This is a genomic window from Streptomyces sp. NPDC006879 (assembly GCF_042869595.1).
Taxonomy (GTDB): domain Bacteria; phylum Actinomycetota; class Actinomycetes; order Streptomycetales; family Streptomycetaceae; genus Streptomyces.
In genome coordinates this window covers 126,430-149,040 of sequence record NZ_JBIAGC010000009.1, presented here as the reverse complement: position 1 = coordinate 149,040, position 22,611 = coordinate 126,430, and the positions used below count along the sequence as shown (strand labels likewise).

At 70.3% G+C, this 22,611-nt stretch carries 20 protein-coding genes; 14 read left to right on the top strand and 6 right to left on the bottom strand.

Annotation, left to right across the window (positions count from 1 at the left end; translation table 11 throughout):
• Window positions 1-22: 22 nt before the first annotated feature.
• The 3 genes from ACFYMC_RS10320 (at window position 23) to nudC (ending at window position 6,016) form a co-directional block, all read left to right on the top strand.
• Window positions 23-3,547, top strand: a complete 3,525-nt coding sequence (locus tag ACFYMC_RS10320; protein WP_388521737.1) for an ATP-dependent helicase — start codon at window positions 23-25, stop codon at window positions 3,545-3,547.
• Window positions 3,548-3,557: 10 nt separating this feature from the next.
• Window positions 3,558-4,964 carry a M20/M25/M40 family metallo-hydrolase gene (locus ACFYMC_RS10315; protein WP_388521735.1) on the top strand — a complete coding sequence of 469 codons (1,407 nt, stop codon included), beginning with the start codon at window positions 3,558-3,560 and terminating at the stop codon, window positions 4,962-4,964.
• Window positions 4,965-5,065: 101 nt separating this feature from the next.
• Complete coding sequence (gene nudC / locus ACFYMC_RS10310; protein ID WP_388521858.1) at window positions 5,066-6,016, top strand: NAD(+) diphosphatase; 951 nt, start codon at window positions 5,066-5,068, stop codon at window positions 6,014-6,016.
• A 115-nt stretch (window positions 6,017-6,131) separates the two neighbouring features.
• Here nudC and ACFYMC_RS10305 read toward each other — a convergent pair whose 3' ends face one another.
• Entirely contained in the window at window positions 6,132-6,995 is an 864-nt protein-coding gene (locus tag ACFYMC_RS10305; protein ID WP_388521732.1) for an NAD(P)H-binding protein, read from the bottom strand.
• Between the two features lie 40 nt (window positions 6,996-7,035).
• On the opposite strand from ACFYMC_RS10305, the gene ACFYMC_RS10300 reads away from it, so the two are divergent.
• Entirely contained in the window at window positions 7,036-7,449 is a 414-nt protein-coding gene (locus tag ACFYMC_RS10300) for a winged helix-turn-helix transcriptional regulator (RefSeq protein WP_388521730.1), read from the top strand.
• Between the two features lie 208 nt (window positions 7,450-7,657).
• Here ACFYMC_RS10300 and ACFYMC_RS10295 read toward each other — a convergent pair whose 3' ends face one another.
• A complete protein-coding gene (locus ACFYMC_RS10295) occupies window positions 7,658-7,915 on the bottom strand; it encodes a mycoredoxin (protein ID WP_388521727.1) in 258 nt (85 codons plus the stop codon).
• 155 nt (window positions 7,916-8,070) lie between these two features.
• On the opposite strand from ACFYMC_RS10295, the gene ACFYMC_RS10290 reads away from it, so the two are divergent.
• The 4 genes from ACFYMC_RS10290 (at window position 8,071) to ACFYMC_RS10275 (ending at window position 11,591) form a co-directional block, all read left to right on the top strand.
• Complete coding sequence (locus tag ACFYMC_RS10290) at window positions 8,071-10,233, top strand: ATP-dependent DNA helicase UvrD2 (RefSeq protein WP_388521725.1); 2,163 nt, start codon at window positions 8,071-8,073, stop codon at window positions 10,231-10,233.
• Window positions 10,234-10,411: 178 nt separating this feature from the next.
• Window positions 10,412-10,732: a hypothetical protein gene (locus ACFYMC_RS10285; RefSeq protein ID WP_388521722.1), complete on the top strand. Its 321-nt coding sequence runs from the start codon at window positions 10,412-10,414 to the stop codon at window positions 10,730-10,732.
• 170 nt (window positions 10,733-10,902) lie between these two features.
• Window positions 10,903-11,271, top strand: a complete 369-nt coding sequence (locus tag ACFYMC_RS10280; protein ID WP_388521719.1) for a WhiB family transcriptional regulator — start codon at window positions 10,903-10,905, stop codon at window positions 11,269-11,271.
• Window positions 11,268-11,591: a hypothetical protein gene (locus tag ACFYMC_RS10275; RefSeq protein WP_388521716.1), complete on the top strand. Its 324-nt coding sequence runs from the start codon at window positions 11,268-11,270 to the stop codon at window positions 11,589-11,591. Before ACFYMC_RS10280 ends, ACFYMC_RS10275 begins: the two co-directional genes overlap by 4 nt.
• 352 nt (window positions 11,592-11,943) lie before the next feature.
• On the opposite strand, the gene ACFYMC_RS10270 is transcribed toward ACFYMC_RS10275, so the two are convergent.
• A complete protein-coding gene (locus tag ACFYMC_RS10270; RefSeq protein ID WP_388521713.1) occupies window positions 11,944-13,305 on the bottom strand; it encodes an ABC1 kinase family protein in 1,362 nt (453 codons plus the stop codon).
• A 41-nt stretch (window positions 13,306-13,346) separates the two neighbouring features.
• Window positions 13,347-14,486 carry a TOMM precursor leader peptide-binding protein gene (locus tag ACFYMC_RS10265; protein WP_388521856.1) on the bottom strand — a complete coding sequence of 380 codons (1,140 nt, stop codon included), beginning with the start codon at window positions 14,484-14,486 and terminating at the stop codon, window positions 13,347-13,349.
• 237 nt (window positions 14,487-14,723) lie between these two features.
• Between ACFYMC_RS10265 and ACFYMC_RS10260 the strand changes: the two genes are divergently transcribed.
• From ACFYMC_RS10260 to ACFYMC_RS10245, 4 genes are all read left to right on the top strand, one after another.
• Window positions 14,724-15,323: a M48 family metallopeptidase gene (locus ACFYMC_RS10260; RefSeq protein ID WP_388521710.1), complete on the top strand. Its 600-nt coding sequence runs from the start codon at window positions 14,724-14,726 to the stop codon at window positions 15,321-15,323.
• Window positions 15,324-15,468: 145 nt separating this feature from the next.
• On the top strand, window positions 15,469-17,013 hold the full coding sequence (locus ACFYMC_RS10255) for a TerD family protein (RefSeq protein ID WP_388521707.1): 1,545 nt from the start codon (window positions 15,469-15,471) through the stop codon (window positions 17,011-17,013).
• A gap of 11 nt (window positions 17,014-17,024) precedes the next feature.
• The gene (locus ACFYMC_RS10250; protein WP_388521704.1) at window positions 17,025-17,705 is read left to right on the top strand and encodes an AIM24 family protein; all 681 of its coding nucleotides are present in this window, start codon (window positions 17,025-17,027) and stop codon (window positions 17,703-17,705) included.
• Between the two features lie 17 nt (window positions 17,706-17,722).
• A complete protein-coding gene (locus ACFYMC_RS10245) occupies window positions 17,723-18,478 on the top strand; it encodes an AIM24 family protein (RefSeq protein WP_388521702.1) in 756 nt (251 codons plus the stop codon).
• Between the two features lie 168 nt (window positions 18,479-18,646).
• Here ACFYMC_RS10245 and ACFYMC_RS10240 read toward each other — a convergent pair whose 3' ends face one another.
• Both ACFYMC_RS10240 and ACFYMC_RS10235 read right to left on the bottom strand, forming a co-directional pair.
• Complete coding sequence (locus ACFYMC_RS10240) at window positions 18,647-19,171, bottom strand: NUDIX hydrolase (RefSeq protein ID WP_388521699.1); 525 nt, start codon at window positions 19,169-19,171, stop codon at window positions 18,647-18,649.
• On the bottom strand, window positions 19,168-20,559 hold the full coding sequence (locus tag ACFYMC_RS10235; RefSeq protein ID WP_388521696.1) for a zinc-dependent metalloprotease: 1,392 nt from the start codon (window positions 20,557-20,559) through the stop codon (window positions 19,168-19,170). Before ACFYMC_RS10235 ends, ACFYMC_RS10240 begins: the two co-directional genes overlap by 4 nt.
• A gap of 194 nt (window positions 20,560-20,753) precedes the next feature.
• On the opposite strand from ACFYMC_RS10235, the gene ACFYMC_RS10230 reads away from it, so the two are divergent.
• Window positions 20,754-21,863 (top strand): SDR family oxidoreductase, encoded by a 1,110-nt coding sequence (locus ACFYMC_RS10230; RefSeq protein ID WP_388521693.1) that lies wholly within the window; start codon window positions 20,754-20,756, stop codon window positions 21,861-21,863.
• Between the two features lie 120 nt (window positions 21,864-21,983).
• A complete protein-coding gene (locus tag ACFYMC_RS10225) occupies window positions 21,984-22,445 on the top strand; it encodes a molybdenum cofactor biosynthesis protein MoaE (RefSeq protein WP_388521690.1) in 462 nt (153 codons plus the stop codon).
• Window positions 22,446-22,611 lie beyond the last annotated feature (166 nt).

Below are 22,611 nucleotides of genomic sequence, written 5' to 3'. Positions count from 1 at the left end.
GGCAGCGGCTAGCCTTTTGCCCGTGTCCGCTCCTCTCACCGACCCCGAGCAGCTCAAGGAGCTCCTCGGCATCCCCTTCACCCCCGAGCAACTGGCCTGCGTCACCGCTCCGCCCGCGCCACAGGTCATCGTGGCCGGAGCGGGATCGGGCAAGACCACGGTGATGGCGGCCCGGGTGGTGTGGCTGGTCGGCACCGGCGAGGTCGCTCCCGAGCAGGTGCTCGGCCTCACCTTCACCAACAAGGCCGCCGCCGAGCTCACCGAGCGGGTCCGTGCCGCTCTGGTCCGCGCCGGGATCACCGACCCGGACCCCGCCTCGGAGTCCACCGGTGGCGAGCCGCGGATCTCCACCTACCACGCGTTCGCCGGGCAGCTGCTCACCGACCACGGGCTGCGCATCGGCCTGGAGCCCAGCTCCCGGCTGCTGGCCGACGCCACCCGTTTCCAGTTGGCGGCCCAGGTGCTGCGCGAGGCCCCCGGCCCGTACCCGGCCCTGCTGAAGTCCATCCCCGACCTGGTCAGCGACCTTCTCGCGCTGGACGGCGAACTGTCCGAGCACCTGGTCGAGCCTGCGGCACTGCGCGCCCACGACCAGGAACTCCTCAAGGCCCTCTCCGGGGCCAGACTCACCAACCAGGACCTGCGCAGGGTTCCCCAGACGGCAGCGGCCCGACTGGAACTGCTCGACCTCACCGAGCGCTACCGCCAGCAGAAGCGCTCCCGGGACCTCCTCGACTTCAGCGACCAGATGGCGTACTCCGCCGAGCTCGCCACCACCCGCCCCGAGGTCGGCCGCATCCTGCGCGAGGAATACCGGATCGTCCTGCTCGACGAATACCAGGACACCTCGGTCGCCCAGCGGCTGCTGCTGTCCGGCCTGTTCGGCGGCGGCACCGGGCACGCCGTGACCGCGGTCGGCGACCCCTGCCAGGCGATCTACGGTTGGCGAGGCGCGTCCGTGGCCAACCTGGACGACTTCCCCGAACACTTCGCGCACGCCGACGGCCGTCCGGCCACCCGCTACGCGCTCAGCGAGAACCGTCGCAGCGGCGGGCGCCTGCTGGACCTCGCCAACGGCCTGGCCGCACCGCTGCGGGCGATGCACGAGGGCGTCGAGGCGCTGCGCCCCGCGCCGGGCGCCGAGCGCGACGGCCAGGTCCGGTGCGCCCTGCTGCCCACGCACGCCGAGGAACTCGACTGGCTGGCGGACTCCCTGGCCCACCTGGTGCGCACCGGCAAGGAACCCGGCGACATCGCGGTGCTGTGCCGCACCGCCGGAGACTTCGCCGCCATCCAGGCCGCGCTGGTGGCCAGGGAGGTCCCCGTGGAAGTGGTGGGGCTCTCCGGCCTACTGCACCTGCCCGAGGTGGCGGACCTGGTCGCGGTCTGCGAGGTGCTTCAGGATCCGGGGGCCAACGCCGCGCTGGTCCGGCTGTTGGTGGGACCCCGGTGGCGGATCGGCGCCCGCGACCTGGCGCTGCTCGGGCGCCGGGCCCGCTCGCTCGTCCGGCACGAGCGAGCCGGGGAGGGCGAGCAGGACCCGGACCACCGGCTGGCCGAGGCGGTCGAGGGCGTGGATCCCGCCGAAGTCATCTCCCTCGCCGATGCCCTGGACCGCTTCTTGGACGGCGAAGGAGCCGGCGGTGACACCCTGCCCTTCTCTGCCGACGCCCGGGTGCGCTTCGCCCGGTTCGCCGCGGAGCTCCGCGATCTGCGCAGGTCGCTGGCCGACCCCTTGATGGACGTGCTGCACAGGGTGCTGTCGACCACCGGCCTCGACGTGGAGCTGGCCGCCTCGCCGCACGCCTTGGCGGCCCGGCGGCGGGAGACGCTCTCCGGGTTCCTCGATGTCGCCGCCGGGTTCGCGGCCTTGGACGGCGAGGCGAGCCTGCTTGCCTTCCTGGCGTTCTTGAGGACCGCCGCGCAGTACGAGAAGGGGCTGGACCATGCCCTGCCCGGCGGGGACAACACGGTCAAGGTGCTGACGGCGCACAAGGCGAAGGGCCTGGAGTGGGACGTGGTGGCCGTTCCCGGTCTGGTGCGCGGTACCTTTCCGAGCGATCAAGGGCGTGAGGCGTGGACCGCCCAGCCCAAGGTCCTGCCGCATGTGCTGCGTGGCGACGCGGCGACGCTGCCGGCGGTGGCCGCCTGGACCGCGACGGGCCTGCGTGACTTCAAGACGTCCATGTCGGCCCACCAGGCCACCGAGGAACTCCGCCTGGGGTACGTCACCTTCACCCGCCCGCGCTCCCTGCTGCTGGGATCCGGCCACTGGTGGGGCCCTTCGCAAAAGCGCCGTCGCGGTCCGTCGGACTTCCTCGACGCCCTCCACGCGCACTGCGAGGCCGGTCACGGGGAGATCGAGGTCTGGGCACCGGAGCCGGCTGCCGAAGCGGAGAATCCGTCCCTGACCGAGGCCGTCGCGGACCGTGCCTGGCCCCTGCCCTTGGACGCCACCTCGCTGGCCCGCCGCCGCAAGGCCGCTGAGACGGTGCTGGCCCACCTGGACGGGCTTGCGTCACAGACCGCCATGTCGACGCCCTCCGCGCCCACCGCCCCGGAGGGCGCGGAGGGCGCGGAGGAGGAGTACCTGTGGCCCCCGGACTGTGAGGAGCCCGCCTACGACGAGCCCGCCTACGAGGATCCGGGTGACGGGGACCCATGGGCTGCCGTGGATTCCCGCCCCGATGGGGGACCAGCACCGGCACCGGCGCCGCAAGCACCCCTCGGCGCTCCACCCGCCGTCGGTCATCGGCCCCGACTCCCTCCCGCGGTCGAGCGACCGTCGGCGGGCGCCGGCGAACCTCTGACACCTGAGGAAAGCCGTACCGTCGCCTCTTGGGACCAGGACCTGGACGCCCTCGCGGGGGAACTGCGTCGGACCCGGGCCTCCGTGCGCGAGGTGGAGCTGCCCGCTTCGCTGTCCGCCTCGGACCTGCTGCGGATCGCCGCGGATCCGCAGGCCTACGCCCGTGAGATCGCCCGTCCGATGCCGCGCCAGCCCCAGCCTGCGGCGCGCCGCGGCACGCGCTTCCACGCCTGGGTGGAGTCGCGGTTCCAGGAGGTGCCGCTGCCCTGGCTCGACCCGGAGGAGCTGCCCGGCGCCGAGGCGGAGATCGCCGACGAGCAGGACCTGCACGCGCTGAAGGAGGCCTTCGAGCGCACGCCCTACGCCACCCGCACCCCCTACCGCCTGGAGACGCCCGTCCAGCTCACGCTCGCGGGCAGAGTGATCCGCGGGCGGATCGACGCCGTCTACCGCGAGGGGGAGGGCGCGCAGGCCACCTACGAGGTCGTGGACTGGAAGACCGGCCGCGCCAGCACCGCCGACCCACTCCAACTCGCGATCTACCGCTTGGCCTGGGCCGAGGAGCTCGGGATCGACCCGGAGCGGGTCCAGGGGGTCTTCCTGCACGTCCGCAGCGGGGAGACGGTGCGACCGAAGGGGCTGCCGGACCGTGCCGCGCTGGAACGCCTCCTCACCGGCGAGTCCGCCGGACCAGCGCAGTCCCCGGACCCCGACAACGGCTCCACCGGGGGCGGATAGGCTCCTGGGCATGAGCGAAACCCCGGACAGCGCCGTCCGTACGTACATCGACACGCACCGTGCCGCTTTCCTCGACGACCTCGCCGAGTGGCTGCGCATCCCGTCCGTGTCCGCCGAGCCCGAGCGCGCTCCGGAGGTCCGCCGCAGCGCCGAATGGCTGCGGGACAAGCTCAGGGAGACCGGTTTCCCGGTCGCCGAAATCTGGGAGACCGCCGGCGCGCCGACGGTGTTCGCCGAGTGGCCCAGCGAGGACGCGGCAGCGCCGACCGTCCTCGTCTACGGGCATCACGACGTGCAGCCGGCCGCCCGCGAGGACGGCTGGCACACCGACCCCTTCGAGCCCGTCATCAGTGCGGACGGAAGCCGCATGACCGCGCGGGGCGCGGCCGACGACAAGGGGCAGGTGTTCTTCCACACCCTCGGGGTTCGGGCCCATCTCGCCGCCACCGGCCGCAGCACGCCCGCCGTGCACCTGAAGCTGCTGATCGAGGGTGAGGAGGAGTCCGGCTCCCCGCACTTGCGTCCCCTCGTCGAAGCACGGGCCGAGCGCCTGCGCGCCGACGCCGTGATCGTCTCTGACACCGGCATGTGGTCCGAGACCACCCCCACCGTCTGCACCGGCATGCGGGGCGTGGCCGACTGCGAGATCGAGCTGTACGGGCCGGACCAGGACATCCACTCGGGTTCCTTCGGCGGTGCGGTGCCCAATCCGGCCACCGTCGCCGCCCGTCTGTTCGCCCAGATGCACGACGCCGATGAGCGGGTGACGATTCCCGGTTTCTACGACGGGATCGAGGAACTGACCGACACCGAGCGCGCGCTGATCGCCGAGCTGCCGTTCGACGAGTCCGAGTGGCTGCGCACCGCGAGGTCGTACGGCACCTCGGGCGAAGCCGGGTACTCCACGCTGGAGCGGGTCTGGGCGCGTCCGACCGCGGAGCTCAACGGTATCGGGGGCGGCTACCAGGGGCCGGGCGGGAAGACGATCATCCCGGCCAGCGCCCAGCTGAAGATCTCCTTCCGGCTGGTCTCGGGGCAGGACCCGTACCAGGTGCAGGCCGCAGTCAAGGACTGGGTCATGGCTCGGGTCCCGGCGGGAATCCGGCACGACATCACCTTCGGTGCGCCCACCCGGCCGTGCCTGACGCCGCTGGACCATCCGGCGTTGCAGTCCGTGGTCCGTGCCATGGGCCGGGCCTTCGGCCAGAAGGTGCGCTACACCCGGGAGGGCGGATCGGGGCCCGCGGCGGACCTCCAGGACGTCCTGGGCGCGCCCGTGCTGTTCCTGGGCATCTCGGTGCCGTCCGACGGGTGGCACTCCGTCAACGAGAAGATCGAACTCGACCTCCTCTTCAAGGGCGTCGAGACCACCGCCTACCTGTGGGCCGACCTGGGCTCGCACTGGACACCCGCCTGACCCCGGAAGCGGCCTGGGCCCTTGACCCCGCCGCTTCTGGGTAGCCGCGCCCGCACGCGTACCGTCCACATCCACCGGGGGAGTTGGAAGCACCTGTGAGCATCTCGATCGAACACGGCGATCTCGTCGCCGACCGTCCTCTCGCGCTCTGTGTACCGAGCGCCATCGACCGTGCGGCCCACCACCGCCTCGACGAGGCCTGGCTGGCCGCCGCATGGAGCCACCCGACGACCCGGGTCTTCGTGGTCTCCGGCGGCCAGGTCCTGATCGACGACACCGCGGACGGCGGTTCGGAGCTGGTGATGACACCGGCCTTCGAGGCTCCTCCGACCGAGACCCACCGGTACTTCCTCGGCACGGATGCGGAGGGCGTGCGCTATTTCGCGCTACAGAAGGACTCGCTGCCGGGCCGGATGGACCAGTCCGCGCGCCCGGCCGGACTGCGCGAGGCCGGGCTGCTGCTCTCCCCTCGCGACGCCGGACTCATGGTGCACGCGGTCGCCCTGGAGAACTGGCAGAGGTTGCACCGCTTCTGTTCCCGCTGCGGCGAGCGCACCGTGGTGGCGGCGGCCGGGCACATCCGTCGCTGTCCGGCCTGCGGCGCCGAGCACTACCCGCGTACCGACCCCGCGGTGATCATGCTGGTCACCGATGCCGAGGACCGTGCCCTGCTCGGTCGGCAGGTGCACTGGCCCGAGGGCCGTTTCTCCACGCTGGCGGGGTTCGTCGAGCCGGGGGAGTCGATCGAGCAGTCCGTGATCCGTGAGGTGTGGGAGGAGGCGGGTGTCACGGTCGGCGAGGTGGAGTACATCGCTAGCCAGCCCTGGCCGTTCCCGTCGAGCCTGATGCTGGGTTTCATGGCCCGGGCCACCTCCGACGAGATCAACGTGGACGGCGAGGAGATCCAGGAGGCGCGGTGGTTCTCGCGCGATGAGCTGAGCCGGGCCTTCGAGACGGGTGAGGTCCTGCCGCCCGGCGGCATCTCGATCGCCGGGCGGCTCCTGGAACTCTGGTACGGCAAGCCGCTTCCGCAGCCGCGTTCCGCTTCGTAACCGGGCGACCGCCCGTGGTGGCATCCGGTCGGGCTTTCCGCCCCGCGCCCGCTGCCGCCGGTTGCGGGCCGGCCGTCCTTCCGCGGCGGCCGGCCCGACTTCCGTCGAGGTAGTTTCAGCCGGCCCCGGCGATGACCTCAAGCGCTGGTCGGGGTGCCCGCCCGAGGAGATCGCGCAGCTCGGTTCCGGTGCGGCCCAGGAAGCCGGCGGCGATCGCCGAGTAGGTGCCGATCAACATCGGCACCTGGAAGGGCGGGGTGCCGGCTGCGGTGAACAGATCTCGGACCGCGGCCAGCTCCAACGGTGCGTAGCTGACCCGCTCGCCGTGGGCCCGGGCCAGCTGCTGGCCACCCACGGCATGTTCCCCGACCAGCTCGTAGGTGCGTCCAGCGTGCTCGGGGGCTTCAGTCACCACCCGGACCGCGGCCTCGGCGAGGTCTTCCCGCGTGACGGCCGCGACCTGGCCGTCGGCCAGGGGCGCGGTCAGTATGCCGTCCGGGGAGGGGGCCGTGATCTGGGCGATCAGCTCGGCGTAGAGACCGTTGCGCAGGATCGTCCAGTCCATGGCGCTCTGCTGCAGCCGGCGTTCGGTCCATCGGTGCGGCAGGGCATACGGCAGGTGGTCGCCGGCGGCAGTGAGGCTGGTGTACACGACATGACTCACTCCGGACCGCTCGGCGGCTTCGATGGCACGTTGGTGGCGGGCGATGACGCAGTCGTCCTCGCCGTGGCCGGCGGAGATCAACAGCAGCAGTCTGACGTCTGCGAAGCCCGTGTCCAGGGTGCGCGGATCGTCGAAGTCGACCGCGCGGACCGGAAGCGCCGTGTGGAGGCGGTCCGGGGCGCGGGTTCCCAGCACCACGTCGGTGCGTTCGGACAGTCGCGCTGCGATCAGTGAACCGAGGGCGCCTGCGGCGCCGGTGACCAGGATCAACGGAAGTCTCCCCGCGGGTAGGTTCTCTTCAGTAACCAGCAACATGCTGCGGGGCTGAGGGGCAACGGCGAAAGAAGGCACTTCGATGTCAGTGAGGCACACGGAGGTAACCAGCGGGTCGGTCGTCACCTGCGGCGATGAGCACGAGGACTGTGGGATCCGCGAGGTCCTGGACCGGATCGGCGACAAGTGGTCCGTGCTGGTCGTGGTCGAGCTCGCGCAGGGCATGCGGCGGTTCCGTCAGCTCCAGCGTGCCGTTCCCGGTATCTCCCAACGCATGCTGACACTGACCCTGCGCCGCCTGGAACGGGACGGGTTGATCAGCAGGACCGTGCGGCCGACCGTCCCACCGCAGGTCGAGTACGAGCTCACGTCGACCGGTCACAGCCTCACCCACTTGGTGAGGGCCCTCGCTGACTGGTCCGCGGAGCACCGGGCGGCCATCGGGCAGGCCCGGCGCGAGTGGGACGAGGCGAACCCCGGCTCTTCGATTCGCTGAGGGGCGGGGGCGACGATCCGTCTCTGAGCGCGCCTGTCTACCGCCGGCTCTGATACGAGGCTCCGTTCGTGCTTCCGCTTCGGCTTCCGTTTCGCTTCCGCTTCGGCCCCGGTGGCGTTCTGGAGGCGAAAGCGGTGCCGGGCAGCATCACGCCCCGCCGGGAGCGGCCCGCCGGGGCGTGTGTGGTGGAGCGCGCCGTGGCGCCCGGTCAGACGGCGAGTGCCTGCTTGACCTGGGCCAGTGAGGGGTTGGTCATGACGGACTCGGAGCCCGAGGTGGCGATGACCTTGACGGTCGGGACCGTCTGGTTGCCGCCGTTGGCCTTCTCGACGAACGCCGCCGAGTCGGGGTCCTGCTCGATGTTGATCTCGGTGTACGCGATGCCCTCGCGGTCCAGCTGGCTCTTCAGCCGGCGGCAGTAGCCGCACCAGGTGGTGCTGTACATCGTCACAGAACCCTGATCCATGGTCGTGCGCTCCTCTTGGTACGGGAAGGTGGGGCAGTTCCGAAGTCTCGAACGCGCGGCACCCGGCAAGCATTCCCGGTGCTCTCATAGGAAGAAGGCGGGACGCCTGTGGACAACTTTCCCTTCGCCCCCGGTGGACCTGAGAGCATGGCGGGGTGACAGCAGCAACGCACTCCTCTTCCTTCCCGGCCGCCGCAGAATCGCCGGACGCCGTGCTCGCGGGCCTCGACCCCGAGCAGCGTGAGGTGGCCACCTCGCTCAGCGGCCCGGTGTGCGTGCTCGCGGGAGCCGGGACCGGCAAGACCCGGGCGATCACCCATCGGATCGCATACGGGGTGCACGCCGGCGTCCTCCAGCCGGCCAGTGTGCTCGCCGTCACCTTCACCCAGCGGGCGGCCGGCGAGATGCGCGGTCGTCTGCGGGGACTGGGAGCCGGCGGGGTGCAGGCCCGCACCTTCCACTCAGCCGCGCTGAGGCAGCTCCAGTACTTCTGGCCGAAGGCCGTCGGTGGTGAGTTGCCGCGGTTGGTCGAGCGCAAGATCCAGCTCGTCGCCGAGTCCGCCGCGCGCTGCCGGCTCCGACTCGACCGCAATGAGCTGCGCGATGTCACCGGCGAGATCGAGTGGTCCAAGGTCACCCAGACCGTGCCGGCCGACTATCTGGCCGCCGCGGTCAAGGCCGGGCGCGAGGTCCCGCGGGACGCAGCGGAGATCGCGCAGATCTACGGGCTCTACGAGCAGCTGAAGCGCGATCGAGGCATGATCGACTTCGAGGACGTGCTGCTGCTGACCGTGGGAATCCTCCAGGACCGCTCGGACATCGCCGACCAGGTCCGCCGTCAGTACCAACATTTCGTCGTCGACGAGTACCAGGACGTCAGCCCGCTCCAACAGCGCCTGCTCGACCTCTGGCTCGGTGACCGTGACAGCCTGTGCGTGGTCGGCGACGCGAGCCAGACGATCTACTCCTTCACCGGGGCCACCCCCGACCATCTACTCAACTTCCGCACACGCCATCCCCAGGCCACCGTGATCCGCCTGGTCCGCGACTACCGGTCCACGCCCCAGGTGGTCCATCTGGCGAACGGCCTGCTCAGCCAGGCCCGCGGCCGGGCCGCCGAGCACCGGCTGGAGTTGCTCTCCCAACGCGAGCCCGGTCCGGAGCCCACCTTCACCGAGCATTCCGACGAGCCCGCCGAAGCCGAGGGCGTGGCCCACCGCATCCGCGAGCTCATCGCCACAGGCGTGCCCGCCGGCGAGATCGCCGTGCTCTACCGGATCAACGCACAGTCCGAGGTGTACGAGCAGGCCCTCGCGGACGCCGGGGTCCCGTACCAGTTGCGTGGTGCCGAGAGGTTCTTCGAGCGGCAGGAGGTGCGCCGGGCCATTCAGGCGCTGCGCGGCGCGGCCCGCTTCGGCGGCAACGATCCGCTTCTGGAAGAGGTCGTGGACCTGGCCTCCCAGGTCCGTGCGGTCCTGAGCGGCAACGGCTGGAGCACGGAACCGCCCGCGGGCTCCGGAGCCGTGCGCGACCAGTGGGAGTCCCTGGCCGCCCTGGTGCGCCTCGCCGAGGACTTCGCTCGGGCTCGTCCTGGGGCCGCCCTGGCGGACCTGGTCGCCGAACTCGATGAGCGCGCCGCGGCTCAGCACGCTCCGACGGTCCAGGGCGTCACCCTGGCCTCGTTGCACGCGGCGAAGGGCCTGGAATGGGACGCGGTCTTCCTGGTCGGGCTGAACGAGGGCATGGTCCCGATCACCTATGCCAAGAGCGACGAGCAGATCGAGGAAGAGCGCCGCCTGCTGTACGTGGGCGTCACCCGGGCCAGGCTCCATCTGCACTTGTCCTGGGCCATCTCCCGAGCTCCGGGGGGTAGGGCCTCCCGGCGTCCCAGTCGGTTCCTGAACGGCCTGCGGCCCGGCTCCTCCGCTTCCGGTAGGGGCCCGGCGGGTCCCGAGGGAGGAACACGCAAACGCGGCAGGCGCGGACCGGTGCAGTGCCGGGTGTGCGGCAAGACACTGACCGACGCCGGTGAGATGAAGCTCATGCGTTGCGATGGCTGTCCCTCGGACATGGACGAGGGCCTTTACGAGCGACTGCGTCAGTGGCGTTCGGGCCAGGCCAAGGAGCTCGGCCAGCCCGCGTACTGCGTCTTCACGGACAAGACGCTGATGGCCATCGCCGAGGCGGTGCCCGCCAGCGAGGGAGAGCTCACGATGATCTCCGGGGTCGGCGGTCGGAAGCTGGACCGGTTCGGAGCCGATGTTCTGGCGATCTGCGCAGGCGAGGAGCCTGCGGAGGAGGGGTCTGACGATGCGTAGAAACTCGTCAGAAAAATAGTTTGCGCATGCCCCGCGAATCCCCATAGGTTCTTAACCACGGGGAGAGCGGCTTCTTCGAAGCCCTGCCTTCGTGCTCTACTGAGCTGTACTTATCCGAATACGCATGGGACAGGCCCCAGGGCCACCGTCCCCGAGACGCCGAGAGGAGGCGAGACCAGTGACCAGCTTCAAGACCTTCACCAAGATGACCGATCGCTCGGTTGCCGCCTCCTGCCTGCTCGGCCTCTCCACCACTGCCTCGACCCGTGGCACCGAACTGTTCTCCGTGATTCCCGCTGGCAGCCTGGCGTCCCTGGCCTGCCTGCCGCCCAAGCGGGAGCGCAATGAACGACCGACCCAGGCACCGGTGGCAGTAATGGCGGCACAGGCTCTGGTCTATGCCCCTGCGGCAGCCGGTGCCGGATTCCCGAAGCAGACGACGCAGCACCACACGATGTGGGCCTTCCGTGGGCTCGAACCCTGGAGTGATCCAGTCTGATCGCCTGATCAGGCCGGCGCCTTCAGGGCCGCGGAACCCAACCGGGATCCGCGGCCCTTCTGTTTGTCCCCGACCGGGGCTACGGAACGAGGGCCCGGGACGAAGGACCCGGTACCAGCCGAACACCGGCCTCACCTGGCCGGACCGAAAAGACGAGGAACAAAACCACCGTGCAACTCGAAGCGCACGCCCCGTCCGTACCGCTCGCCCAGACGATCTCCCCGCCCGCAGTTCCGGAGGACCACGCTTTGACCCCGCTTACGGCGCTCACCGCGCTCGACGACGCCATCGAAAACCTCGGTGTACCCGTTCCCTGCCGTTCCTACGACCCGGAGGTCTTCTTCGCCGAGTCTCCGGCCGACGTGGAGTACGCCAAGTCGCTCTGCCGGACCTGCCCGCTGGTCGAGGCCTGCCTCGCCGGCGCCAAGGAGCGCCGTGAGCCTTGGGGCGTCTGGGGTGGCGAGCTCTTCGTGCAGGGCGTCGTCGTTGCCCGCAAGCGGCCCCGTGGCCGCCCGCGCAAGAACCCGGTCACGGCATGAACGCCACCGGCACGATCGATCGCCCTCATACGCACGAACCCCTGAAGCAGGCCCCGATGACCCTTCCCATGATCGAGCCCTCCGGCTCCGTGATCGCAGACTTCACCACCACCGGCGCGAACACCTCGCGTCAGAACAGGACCCGCGAGATGCAACTCATTCCAGAAGCCCTGGCACGTGCGCATATGCACGAACGCATGCGTGAATCGGATGCGGAGCGTCGTGCCGTACGCCTGATCGCCGCGCGTCGTATGCAGCGTCGGGCGGAGCGCATGTCGCTGCGCGCCCGCCGCGCGCTGGCGATGGCCGTCATGCAGTAACCGAACGGCAGGCGCCCCCCAGGGACCGCCCTGGGGTACTCGGTTGTCTTTCGTGGGGGTCGGGCCGTACGGTCCGACCCCCACGGGGCGTTGCTACCGGGCAGCGGCGAGCGTGCGGAGCTATCGTCGGTGGGTGGACGAGCAGACTCCTGACCCAACTCGGCGGGGTGGCGGAACTGACACCGTGATGTGCTTCCGCTGTGCCACCGCCTCCCCGACTGAGCCGCCTCCGCCTACCTGGGTGTGCTCGGTTGAGAACGGCAAGCGATGTTACTTCTGTGAAGCCTGTTCCCGAGCCCATCTACGCGCCATCGAAGGGCGCCTGGACTCCGCCTGGTGGTAACCCAGCCCCTCACCCTTCCAAGACTCCCTCCGCGAGCGGCGCCGCGCCGAACCCCGGGAGCCACTCCTCAAGCTCTTCGCGTAGCCGTACCGTCGCACCCAACTGGCACAGCACCCCGATCGTGCTCAATGTGACACGGTGGATGAGCAGGTAGGACGGGGGCAGATTCAGGCGCTTCGCCAGCTGAGAGGCAGGGGAGCGCGGGTCGGCAACCCGGGCCGCCTGGCTGCGCATCCAGCTTCGGGAGAACGTGAACTCCGCCACAGCCGCAGGCTCGATGATCGGCCTCAGATAGTCCAACACGGCGTCCGGATCGAGTTCCACGGACTCCTTGACGAACCCCTCCGCACACAACCGCTCGTACACCGAGCCCGCATCGCCGTCCAGCGTGAGGCGCAGTGATCGGCCGATTGTCTCCGGTAGGCCGTCAGGGAGGCGGTCGACGGTTCCGAAGTCGAGGACACCCAGCCGAGCCGTCTCGTGGCGCCCGTCGGGGCCGACCAGCAGCCGGAAGTTGCCTGGGTGCGGGTCGGCATGCAACAGGCCGGTGCGCGCTGGGCCGGAGAAGAGGAAGCGCGCGAGCAACTGCCCGGCCCGATCGCGCTGCTCCTGGCTGCCTTCAAGTATTACTTCGGCGAGCGGTATGCCGTCCATCCATTCGGTGACGAGCACCTGCGGTCCGACCTGGACCACATCAGGGACGAACACGTCCGGGTCGTCCGCGAACAGGGCCGCATGAGCCCGCTGTGCCTCCGCCTCCAAGAGGTAGTCGAGTTCCTCCGCAACTCGCTCACGGAGCTCCAAGATCAGCGGCTTGATGTCCATACCCGGGATCAGTGGTCCGAGCATCTTGGCGAAACGGCCCAGTTGGGTCAGATCCGACAGCAGCGCCTCGCCTGCTCCCGGGTACTGCACCTTCACGGCGACCGCCCGGCCGTCGTGCCACACAGCGCGGTGCACCTGTCCGATGGAAGCGGCTGCAGCGGGCTTGTCCTCGAACTCCCTGAACAGGTCCCGCCAGTGCGGGCCCAGACGTTCTGCGAGCAGCTGGTGGACGGTCCCGCTTGGCATGGGAGGGGCCGCTTCCTGGAGTTTCGTCAGCGCGGCCCGGTAGGGGCCGGCGATGTCCTCAGGTAGAGCGGACTCGAAGACGGACAGGGCCTGTCCGAACTTCATCGCTCCGCCCTTGAGCTCTCCGAGCACCTTGAAGAGCTGCTCCGCTGTGCGCTGTTGAAGTTCTCTTGCCACCAACTCCGCTGATTTGCCGCCGATTCGCCTGCCCAGCCCCCAGGTGGCCCGACCCGCGATGCCCAAGGGCAGCGCGGCCAACTTCGCGGTACGAGTGACCGCTTTCCGGGGAAGATCCGACATGCGCCCCTCCAGTTCCCAGGCAGCCGCGCCGCGGTCGGCGGCTACGTGGCCATTGTGTCCTGTGACGTCGGCAAGTTGGACTCCTTCTTCTCCTGGAGTCCTGCCGCTGCCCCACAGGGACACTGGGCGTGCGGTCGCAGGGGAGTGGAACGCCAGTCGAGTACCGGCAGCGTCACTTCCCAGCGGGCTCCGGTGGAAGCCGGCAGATCCCCGTCCAGGAAGGCCAGTGCGTGTGCGGCGGCAAGCCCGGCCACAGCGGCGGCCAGCGCGAGATCGCAGGCGGGCGCCGGTCTGGATCGCGGGAGCCGCCACTGCACCAGCATCCGGGCCCACGCCTCGTCTTGGTCTTGGCGTTCTCGCTCCACACAGCCCGCGCAAGCCGTGCCGCCGGGGAGGACCAGTGGCCCGACCATCCCGGTGGCTTCCAGAACTCCCGCGTAGAGGTGAGGGGTGCCCGCGGCGATCCACCCTTCGGCCGCCGCCGTCTCCGGTGCGTATGCACCGAGCCCGTCCCTGGGCGCGACCACCACCAGGGCGGGGCCGTGCGGGGTGCCCGATCTGGACTCCGTGGTGGCCCGAGCCGACGGCCCGGGCGAGGCCTCCCGGACCGAACGGTGGGCTGCCGGGCCCCTCAGCTCACCGAGGGATCGGGCGGAGAGCCCGCCGGGTGCCACGTCGGCGGGCTCCACGCGCCCGCCGTCCAGGACCTCCACGTGCCCGATCCCGGCACCCGAGAGGAGGGCGGCGATCACGGCGCCGACCCGGCCTGCCCCCCGCACCTGCACCCGTATGGCGCTGCGGGCCGCAAGAGTCCGCAGAGCGCTCCCCGGCTCGGGTCTCATCAGGGAGAGTGAGGCGAGATCGGGACGCAATCGGTCAAGCGTCTCGGAATGTTCGCGCAACGCCTGTGCGGCGGGACCGCCCCGAGTGAGGTCCTCCACCAGCCCGGCCCGGGCCAGGCCGCGCACGAGGTCGTCGGCCCGACCCTCGCAGAGATTCAACGCGCGGGCCTCGGCTCGGAGCATCGACATGCCCCGGGTGCCGTCCAGGGAGCCGAGGAAGCAACCCGCGCCCGGGTCCAGCGGTCCCACCGTGATCGCGTGCGCCGGAGTGATACCGCACTGCACCGTGTTCAGATCCCGCCAGGCGCGCCGTAGTGCGGGCTTCATCATCGGATACATCTTCCCCACCCCTTCCCCGTCCCAGCCCGTGCGGCGTGCCCGGGCCATCGCCATCGGAGCGTTCCTGCCCCACCTCCGCAGCATGCCCGGGTCTCAGAAGATCTGCCCGGAGTTATCCACAAGAGGTGCCATTTCCTCTTACTAGTCATATTTGGGTTGTTCGGCATGGCGGGCTGATCGCCGCGGAAGGGGGCGGGAGTCGGGACTTCGGCCAGGGCGAGGGGGTACCGTCGAGGCGTGCCCGCCGACCCCTCCCGCCGCTCCACCCCGCCGCTGCGCAGTGCGACCGGCCAGTCGCCCCGTAAGAACACGGCATCGAGCGCCGTCGAGGTGCGCCGGAGCGCGCGCCGGCGCCGCACCGTATCCGCATACCGTGAAGGTGACCGGACGATCGTCCTCATCCCGGCCCGGATGTCGGAGGCCGAAGAGCAGCGCTGGATCGCAGTGATGCTGGACAAGCTCGCGGCTCAGGAGAGCAAGAGGGTCCTCGGTGATGACGAACTGAGCGAGAGGGCGGCACGTCTGTCAGGGCAGCACCTCGGCGGTCGCGCGCGTCCTCGGTCGGTGCGCTGGGTGACCAACCAGAACACCCGCTGGGGTTCTTGTACTCCGGCGGAGGGCAGCATCCGCCTCTCGCACCGCCTTCAGGGGATGCCCGAGTACGTCGTCGACTACGTGTTGTTGCACGAACTCGCCCACCTGCTGGTACCCGGGCACGGGCCGGACTTCTGGCGGTTGCTGGAGGGGTACCCCCGCACTGAGCGGGCCCGCGGCTACCTTGAGGGGGTCGTGGCCGCCGACCGGTTGCCCCATGTGCCCACCGCCCGTGGCGAGTAGGGGTGCTTGCCATCGAGGCAGAGGGGCAACCATCCCCGTGACCGGAGTGTTGTGTACCGGGTCGGTACCAGCGTCGCCTCCGGCCTCGTTCCGGCGTTAGCCTGGCGCGAATACATCAGCTCCGGGATGGGGGACGGGCTTCCGCATGGCGAGGGAATTCCAACGCGGCCACAAGGCCAAGGTCAGTGATCTGACCGCCGGTACGGACCTGTACGTGGGCGTGCAGATCTCGGCGCCGGGAGTCACGTTCGACATCAGTTGCTTCGGCCTTGATGCGGATGAACGACTGTCGGACGACCGGTACTTCATCTTCTTCAACCAGCCGAAGTCCCCGGAGGAGTCCGTCCAACTCCTCGGGACGCAAGCCGGCGACACCGAGTCGTTCCGAGTGACGCTGGACCGGGTGCCCGAAAACGTCCACCGACTGTCCTTCACGGCGACCGTCGACGGCGGCGGGCAGATGTCTCAGATCGCTCCGGGCTACATCAGGATCGTGGCCGGCGGCGAGGAGGTCGTACGGTACTCCTTCACCGGATCGGAGTTCAGCACCGAGCGCGCCGTGATGTTGGGCGACTTCTACCTCAAGGACGTCTGGCGCTTCGCTGCCGTCGGACAGGGGTTCGACGGCGGGCTTGAGGCGCTGCTCAAGAACTTCGGCGGTGAAGTGGCCGAGGAGGAACCGGCTGCCGCGGCCCCACCGCAGGCCGCTGCCGCTCCTGCCTTCGCCGTGCCGGGCTTCGCCCCGCCGCTCCAGCCGGCGGCTCCGCAGGCCGTGTCACCGCCTCCAGCTCCCTCGCCGCCGGCACACCCCGCTCCGGCTACGGCGCCGGTCCCGCCCCCTGCGCCCGCCGCACCCGTGCAGACGCCCACGTACCCGCAGGCGCCGGTCCCGGCGCCGTACGGGCAACCCGTGCCTGCGGTGCAACAGCCTCCCTTCGGGCAGGCGCCGGCGCCCTTCCCCGGGCAGCACACGCCGCCCGTCCCCGGAGGGTTCCCGCAACAAGGCGGCCCCGCCCCCCAGCAGGCCGCTGCCGGGCTGGCCGCCGCGCTCGCGCCGTACAAGGAAGCGGCCACCGGTGTGCGGTGGACACCACAGAACCAGCAGCTCATGCGGGTCGACCTGGGCGTCGGAGGTCAGGCGGTCCTGGCCCGACAGGGCAGCATGGTGCTGTATCAAGGCAAGGTCGACTTCAGCTACAAGTCGGCGGGGTTCGCAGGCCGGATCGTGGGCAACGCCACCGGCCAGGAGATGCAGCTGATGCGCTGTACCGGCCGCGGGCAGGTCTTCTTCGCCGAGGACGCCACTCACCTGCACTCGGTCGAGTTGCAGGGTGACGCCCTGTGCGTGTCCGCCGAGAACGTCCTCGCCTTCGACGAGTCCCTCCAATACGAGGTCCGCCGCATCGAAGGACACGGCATTCCCGGTGGAGCCCTGTTCACGATGCAGTTCCAGGGAACCGGAACCGTCGTGGTCAAAACGCACGGCACCCCGGTGGTGCTCCCCGTGACCCCCACGACCTTCGCCGACAGCAACGCCGTCGTCGCCTGGTCCGCGGGATCACAGGTGATCCTTTCCAGCCAGGTCCGACTGCGCCGCAACGCCTATCCGGGCCACAGCGGGGAAACCGTGAACCTCCAGTTCCGCGGCGCCCCCGGCAATTTCATCGTCGTCCAGCCCTACGAGGTCTGAGGGAGCCCGTCATGAACCAGCAACTCGCGGGCTACGTCCCGACCCCCGTCGCGGCCCGCATGGAGAACCACGGCAGCAGCATGCTGAAGGTGGCCATGCAGAGCGGGCAGGACCTCTTCGCCCGCTCCGGCTCGATGATCGCGTACGAGGGATTCATCCAGTACGAACCCAACCCGCCGGCGGTGCGGCAGCTGGCCTCGCAGTGGATCACGGGGGAGTCGGCGCCCCTGATGAAGTGCAGCGGCGACGGCCTGCTCTACCTTGCCGACTACGGTGCGGACGTGGTGGTGATCAACCTGAACGACGACTCGCTCTCCGTCAACGGCACCAATCTTCTTGCCTTCGACGCACACCTGCGCTGGGGCGTGGAGAAGGTCAAGGGCCTCGCCAAGTTCGCCGGCCAGGGGCTGTTCAACGTCCAGGTCTCCGGTACCGGCTGGGTGGCGCTCACTTCCCGCGGGACGCCAATCGTCGTTGACTGCGGTAGCGGTGAGGACGAGACCTACGTGGATCCCGACGCGCTCGTCGCCTGGTCTCCGAACCTCAAGGTCAAGGGCAAGCGGAGCTTCAAGGCGTCCTCGATGATCGGACGCGGCAGCGGAGAGGCCTACCAGATGGCCTTCTCGGGCCAGGGCATCGTCGTCGTACAACCGAGCGAGGACAGCACCGACCGGCTTCGGGCCCGGGGCTGAGGGAGCGGACACACACCATGCAAAGTGCACTCTTCAGTCACACCGAGAACCCTTCCCAGGACCGGTACGCCGTACAGAACCCGCAGTTGCTGCGGGTGGCCCTCACCGGCTCTGACGACGTCCTGGCCCGCAAGGGCGCCATGGTGGCCTACCAGGGGCTCGTCGACTTCGACGGCGAGTACCAGAGCAGCAGCCAGCAGCGGGCCCGCGCACACACAGGCGAAGGCCTGGACCTGATGCGGTGCTCGGGGCAGGGCACGGTGTACCTGGCCAACCTCGCCCAGTACGTGCACGTCCTCGACGTGACCAGCGAGGGGCTGACGGTCGACAGCAACTACGTCCTTGCCCTGGACTCCACGCTGAACACCGAGGTCATCGCCGTGGACAGCCAGTACGGAATCTCGGGCACCGGCAAGTACCAGTTGAACATCAACGGCCACGGCAAGGTGGCGCTGATGACGTCCGGTCAGCCGCTGATGCTCCAGGTGACCCCCGAGAAGTACGTCAACGTCGACGCCGACGCCATCGTCGCCTGGTCCTCCGGGCTCCGGGTGCAGATGCAGGCCCAGACGCATTCAAGCGGAGTCTGGCGCCGCCGGGGCAACACGGGCGAAGGCTGGGAGCTCAGCTTCCTGGGCCAGGGGTTCGCCCTCGTACAGCCCAGCGAGGTGCTACCGCCCCAGAATGCCCAGATCGGATCGGGTGCGCGCGCCCAGTTCGGCGTGGGACAGCAGGGCGCCTACGGGCAGAACCAGAACAACGCCTGGAGCTGAACAGGGCCGGCCGGGTCTTGGTCGGTGCGTGAGCCCGCCCTGGCCCGGCCGAATCGGCTCTCTCCCGGTGTCCGCACCGCACCTCACGAGGCGCCGGCCAGGCCGGAACCGCGCCCTTACGCATCCGGGCGGGCAGCACGGCCACCCACCCGGTGCGCGGGCCGAGGATCACACGCGCTGGAGGGTCTGCTCCAAGAGTCGGACCACCGAGGCGTCGGCGACCTCAGGAACCTCCTCGTAGGAGAACCAGCGCAGGTCGAGCGACTCCTCACTGATCCGGGCCCGGGATCCGGCCGGGGCCAGTGCCGCGTACTGCACGTCCAGATGCCAATGGCAGGGCGAGGGGATCGGATGGCGATCGAGCCGGACCGGCCCGCCCGGCAGGAGCACCAGACCTTCGGAAATGCCTGACTCCTCGCGGGCCTCCCGCAGCGCCGCGCCCTCCAGCGTGGCGTCCTCGGGCTCGCAGTGGCCCCCCATCTGGAGCCACAGCTTGAGCTTTCGGTGCAAGGTCAACAGGACCCGTCGGTTCTCCGGATCGATGACCAGCGCGCTGGCGGTGAGGTGGCCCGCTCCGCAGGCCTTCCACATGGCGTCAGGATGGGCGCCGAGGTGGTCCAGATAGACCTGACGCAGCTCGTGCTGGTCCGGGTACGTCCGCAGCACCCGACACGCGTCTTCGTGCAGGTTCACTTCTCCGGGTCGCCCTTGCCCTCGCCCGCGGCCCCACCGTCGTCCTCGCGCTTCTGCGCGGCCTCACCCAGCATCTTGTCGAGCTCGGAGAAGTCCAGCTGCTCGCGGTGGACGAACCCGTCCGGGTCGTTCAGATCGGAGGCGGTGGGCAGCATGTCCGGGTGCTCCCACAGCCCGTCCCGGCCGTCCACTCCTCGGGCGTCGGTGAGCGAAGCCCACAGCCGCGAGGCGTCACGCAAGCGGCGCGGTCGCAGCTCCAGGCCGATCAGCGTGGCGAAGGTCTGCTCGGCCGGGCCGCCGGAGGCCCGGCGCCGGCGCAGCGTCTCCCGCAGGGCATCGGCGGAGGCCAGCCGGGGCTTGGCGGCCTCGTGGACCACCGCGTCCACCCAGCCCTCCACCAGCGCGAGGGCGGTCTCCAGACGTGCCAGCGCAGCCTTCTGCTCGGGTGTGTCCTGCGGCTGGAACATGCCGCCCTGCAAGGCTTCCTGGAGCTGCTCGGGGTGGGTCGGATCCAGCTGGCCGACCACGTCCTCCAGCTTGGAGGTATCGACCTTGATTCCCCGGGCGTAGCCCTCGACCGCTCCGAACAGGTGCGAGCGCAGCCACGGTACATGGGCGAAAAGCCGCTGGTGGGCCGCCTCGCGCAGCGCCAGGTACAGCCTGACTTCCTCAGAAGGGACACTGAGGTCCTTGCCGAGGGCCGCGACGTTCAGCGGGAGCAGCGCAGCCTTGCCGGCGGGGCCCAGCGGGAGGCCGATGTCGGTGGAACCGACCACCTCGCCCGCGAGGACGCCCACGGCCTGGCCGATCTGCTGACCGAACATGGCCCCGCCCATGGAGCGCATCATCCCCAGCAGCGGGCCTGCCATGGCCTGCATCTCCTCGGGAAGCACATCGCCCATGGCCGCTCCGACGCGCTCGGCCACCGGATCGACCAGCTCGCGCCAGACCGGCAGCGTGGCCTCCACCCACTCGGCGCGGCTCCAGGCGACCGCGACGGAGGCGCCAGAGGGCAGCGAGGTGACGTCGTCCAGCCACAGGTCCGCCAGCCGCACGGCCTCCTCGACGGCGGCCCGCTCGGCGGGGCCGGTGCTGGAGTCCTTGACGCCGTCAGCGGTGCCCCGGGCGACGGTCTGCCGGGCGATGTCCTTGGCCATGTCCCAGTTCACGGGACCGCCCTCGTAGCTCAGCATCTGCCCCAGCTGCTGGAACGCGGCACCAAGATCGTTCGGGTTCATCGACCCGAACATGGCGGCGAAGGGATTGTCGCCCGCGCCGGGGCCGAAGCCGAACGGACCGCCGGGACCCTCGCCACCGGGCTTGCCCTTGCCGTCGCCGTCCTCCGGCTCCTCCGGCGGAAGACCGAATCCGAATGGGGTGTCACTCACGGGTTTCCTCGGCTCGTAGGGCCACCGGCATCGACGCCGGCGGCGGTTGCCCGACAACACCACCCAGCGTAGACACCTGGGCCCGCATCCGGGCTCGGTGCTCCGCCGACTCCCGGCCTGCGGCAGGATGGACGTCACCTGGTTGGTACGCGTCACTGCGCGTGCCTACTGAAGACAACCGCTGGAGACGCCCGGTGAGTTCCCCAGATCCGCACGTTCGCGTAGCGCGAAACAGCTCGGCCCCGGCCGCCCGTGGCCCCGTCATCGCGGTCACCGGCGCCGCTTCCGGCATCGGCGCCGCCCTGGTGGCGCGCCTGGCCGAGTCCGACGAGGTCAGACAGGTCCTCGCGATCGATGAGCGGCGCGGAGAGTGTGCCGCCGCGCAGTGGCACGTCCTCGACGTGCGGGATCCCGCGATCGCCGAGAAGCTGCGCGGCGCAGACGTGGTCGTGCACCTGGCCTTGGACCTCGACCTGGAGAGCGATCCGGCCTCCCGCACCGCCTACAACGTCCGCGGCACCCAGACCGTACTGACCGCCGCCGCGGCGGCGGGGGTGCACCGTGTGGTGCTGTGCACCTCGGCGATGGTCTACGGAGCGTTGCCGGACAACGACGTTCCGCTCTCCGAGGACGCCGAGCTGCGCGCCACCGCGGAGGCCACCGGCGTGGGCGACCTGTTGGAGATCGAGCGTCTGGGCCGGCGCGCGCCCCGCGCACACCCGGGCCTCAACGTGACCGTCGTACGTCCCGCGACCCTGGTGGGCGGCACGGACACGGCGCTGACCCGGTACTTCGAGTCACCGCGGCTGCTGGTCGTCGCGGGCTCCCGACCCTCCTGGCAGTTCTGCCACGTCGAGGACCTGGTGAGCGCGCTGGAGTACGCGGCCCTGGAGAAGGTCGAGGGAGAGCTCGCGGTGGGCTGCGAGGGATGGCTGGAACAGGAGGAGGTCGAAGAGCTCAGCGGAATCCGCCGCATGGAGCTGCCCTCCGCGGTGGCGCTCGGCGCGGCAGCGCGTCTGCACCGGATCGGACTGACACCTTCGCCCGCCGGTGACCTCGCCTACACCATGCACCCGTGGGTGGTGAGCGTCGGAGGACTGCACGACGCCGGCTGGCGGCCCCGCTGGACCAACGAGGAGGTGCTCGCCGAGCTCCTGAAGGAGGTGGCCGGCCGGCACACGGTCGCGGGTCGGCGGCTCGGGCGCAAGGACGCCACCGCCGCCGGTGCGGCGGGTGCCACGGTCGCGCTGCTCGGCACGGCGGCGCTCGTCCGGCGGGCGCGCAAGGCACGCCGTCGCATCTGAAGCAGGGGCTGCGTCCGGTCGCCCGTCCGCCGGCTCGTAGGAGGCTCCATACGGGCAACCCTTAGCCCCGGTCGAAACGGCTATTCCACCCGGTCCACGGCGTGCGGCACGATGGACCACATGGCACTGACCTTTGACCACCCCGGTGAGCGAGCAGCGGCGGACCCCATCCGGCTGCTCGAAATCCGTGAGACCCCGCTCTCCCTCGACGAGGTCTTCAAGGCGGTCGGGGACGACGCCGCCGGCGGCACCGCTCTGTTCGTCGGGACCGTGCGCAACCACGACGGCGGAGCGGACGTGGACGCGCTGGGCTACTCCTGCCACCCGACGGCCGAGGCCCGGATGCGGCAGATCGCCGCGCGCGTGGTGGCCGAGTTCCCCGTCCGCGCCCTGGCAGCCGTCCACCGGGTGGGCGATCTGCGGGTGGGAGATCTCGCCGTGGTGGTCGCCGTGTCCTGTCCGCACCGGGGGGAAGCGTTCCAGGCCTGCCGAAAGCTCATCGACGACCTCAAGCACGAGGTCCCGATCTGGAAGCACCAACGGTTCTCGGACGGCACCGAGGAGTGGGTGGGCGCCTGCTGAGGCCACCTGTCGGAGGGCTCCGGGGTGCCCGCGGGAGGGCCGGGCGGCGCTTCGGCGGGCCCTGACCGGGACCGTTGGGGCCTCATCCGATTTGCGTAACCCGCCTCCTGATAAGAGCGTTGTAGCACCGAGAACCCAGGCGCTCACGATCAAGGGGTAGGGAGGA